The following is a 2,569-nucleotide window of genomic DNA, read 5'->3' on the forward strand; positions in this document are numbered from 1 at the left end:
CGATCCTGCACGCCAAGGCTGAAAGCGCCGGACGAGAATTGATCGCCGTGGACCCCCGCAACACCTCCAGGACCTGCCCCACCTGCGGGCACGTCGCAGCGGAGAACCGGCCCACCCAGGAGAAGTTCCACTGCGTCTCGTGCGGCCACACCGCGCACGCGGACACGGTGGGCGCCCTGAACGTTCTACGGGCCGGGCTGGTCCATCGCGACGCCAACCCGGCATAGCGAGAAGCCCCGGCGTTTACGACTCCGTTGGGAAAGTCGTGATTCGGGCGGGGCTGTGTCGTTGGTCTTGCTGATGGCTATGGTCGTTGGCGGGGTGGTGGGGCGGCATGTCGTTGGAGTCGCGGTCGGAGGACGGAGTGCCTGAGCTGACGGCTCGGGTGGTGCGGGCCTCGTTCCCGAGGGGGATCTTGGCCATCCGGATCAGGGAAGTACTCGGTGCGCTGTTCACGGACGAGGATTTCGCCGCAGCCTTCCCCGACCGGGGCCGACCCGCGATCTCGCCGGGAGCTCTGGCCTTGGTGTCGGTGTTGCAGTATGCCGAGGGTCTGTCCGACCGGCAGGCCGCTGACCAGGTGCGGGCCCGCATGGACTGGAAGTTTTTGCTGGCGCTGGAGCTGGATGATCCCGGCTTCGACTTCACCGTCCTGGGGGATTTCCGCTCCCGTCTGATCACGCACGGGCTGGAAGAGCGGGTGCTGGAGGCGATGCTGGCCCGGCTCTCGGAGGCCGGGCTGGTGAGGGCCGGTGGCCGGCAGCGGACCGATTCCACTCATGTGCTGGCTGCAGTGCGCACGCTGAACCGGATGGAGTTCGTCGGTGAGACGCTCCGGGCGGCTCTGGAGGCGCTGGCCGCAGCTGCCCCGGACTGGCTGGCGCCGTTGATCAGCTCCGCCTGGGTGGAGCGATATGGGAACAAGGTCGACAACTACCGCTTCCCGAAAGGGGAGAACGTCCGCCGGGAGTGGGCCGAGCAGGTCGGCCGGGACGGGTTCGCTCTCCTTGACGCCATTGATGGGCCGGCCGCTGTGGCCTGGCTGCGCGAGGTGCCCGCAGTGCGGATCCTGCGCCGGGCCTGGGCAGAGCAGTATCACCGGGACGGCAAGGGGGTGCACTGGCGGGAGGGCAAGGACCTCCCGCCGGCCAGAGACCGGCTGTCCTCGCCATATGACGCCGACGCCCACTACGGCATCAAACGCGGGACGGGCTGGTGCGGATACAAAGTCCACCTGAGTGAGACCTGCGAGCCGGACGCACCCCACCTGATCACGAATGTGGAGACCACCAACGCCACTGTCAACGACACCGAGGTCACCGCAACCATCCACCAGCATCTGGCTGAACGGGAGTTGAGGCCGCGCGAGCATGTGGTGGACGCCGGATACGTCACCGCCGCCCACATCCTGGCCGCGCGTGAGGACCACGGCATCGACCTGGTCGGCCCCGTCGGCGCTGATACCCACCACAACGGACGGGACGCGCAGGCTCCGGACCTGACCCAGGCCGCCTTCACCACCAACTGGGACGCCCGGCAGGTCACCTGCCCCCAGGGAGCCTCCAGCGTCAGCTGGTCCCAGCAGCGCAAGGCCAGCGGGACCCCGCTCGTCCGGGTGCACTTCGCGCTCGCCGACTGCGATCCATGCCCGCTGAGAGCGAGGTGCACCAAAGCAGCCAACGGCAAATGGGGCCGCAGCCTGACCCTGCTGCCCCGCGAGCAGCAACAGATCCTCGAAGAACGACGTGCCAAGCAGCAAACCGACGAGTGGAAGGCCCGCTACGACGTGCGAGCCGGGGTGGAGGGCACCATCTCCCAGGCCGTCCGCCGCACTCACCTGCGACGCACCCCCTACCAAGGCCAGCACAAGACCCACCTCGCCAACGTCCTCTCCGCCACCGCCCTCAACCTCACCCGAATCGACGCCTGGCTGAACAACACCCCACTCGGCACCACCCGCGTCTCCCACCTCGCGCGACTCACCCTCGCGGCATGACAGCTCCCGGGACCCGTTTCGTGGATTTCCCAACGGAGTCGTTCACGCCGGGAAGGAGTCACGACATTGGTGTCGACGTAGCCAGTTCTCCGCCGCGCAGAAGGACGACACGCAGATAGGGCCGGGCGCCGCAACGGTCGCAGGTCATGGACTTCGACTACGTCACCAAGTACCAGAAGGAGCAGGTGGAGAACACCGCCGACATCGAGCGCGGCGCTGACATCCTGGTCAAGGGCGGCAAGTACAAGAACCACGTCGTGTTCATCGGCAAGGAGCTCCTCGTGGTCAGGAAGGACAGGGCGAGGAGCTTGGCGTGTGGCCGGGCTGGTGGTCATGTCGGTGTCCTTCGGGCTTGGAAGGCGGACGCGCCGGGTGCGCGTGCGGGGGGAGCGCGCATCAGTCCCAGCGGCGTTGTCACGTTGTTGAGTGCGTGAGTGTCTGATGGTGCGTCGGGGCGTGGTGGGCCCACGGTCAGGGCCTGTGTTCAGGCCGTGGTGGGCCGGCTGGCAGCGCGGGTGATCTGGTCCCAGATGGCGAAGCGGAGGGTCATCTCGGCTCGGTGGTCGGAGGCTG

3 protein-coding genes are annotated in these 2,569 nt (G+C 67.7%); all 3 read left to right on the forward strand.

All coding sequences use genetic code 11. From position 1 onward, the window contains the following. On the forward strand, nucleotides 1-227 hold a 227-nt coding region (locus ACFVWD_RS58035), incomplete at its 5' end, for a zinc ribbon domain-containing protein (RefSeq protein ID WP_389607242.1). A 137-nt stretch (nucleotides 228-364) separates the two neighbouring features. Beyond that, the gene (locus ACFVWD_RS58040) at nucleotides 365-1,996 is read left to right on the forward strand and encodes an IS1182 family transposase (protein WP_389607244.1); all 1,632 of its coding nucleotides are present in this window, start codon (nucleotides 365-367) and stop codon (nucleotides 1,994-1,996) included. 146 nt (nucleotides 1,997-2,142) lie between these two features. Then, on the forward strand, nucleotides 2,143-2,430 hold the full coding sequence (locus ACFVWD_RS58045; protein ID WP_389607246.1) for a hypothetical protein: 288 nt from the start codon (nucleotides 2,143-2,145) through the stop codon (nucleotides 2,428-2,430). Nucleotides 2,431-2,569 lie beyond the last annotated feature (139 nt).

The sequence above is a fragment of the Streptomyces sp. NPDC058086 genome (assembly GCF_042885015.1).
Lineage (GTDB): Bacteria > Actinomycetota > Actinomycetes > Streptomycetales > Streptomycetaceae > Streptomyces.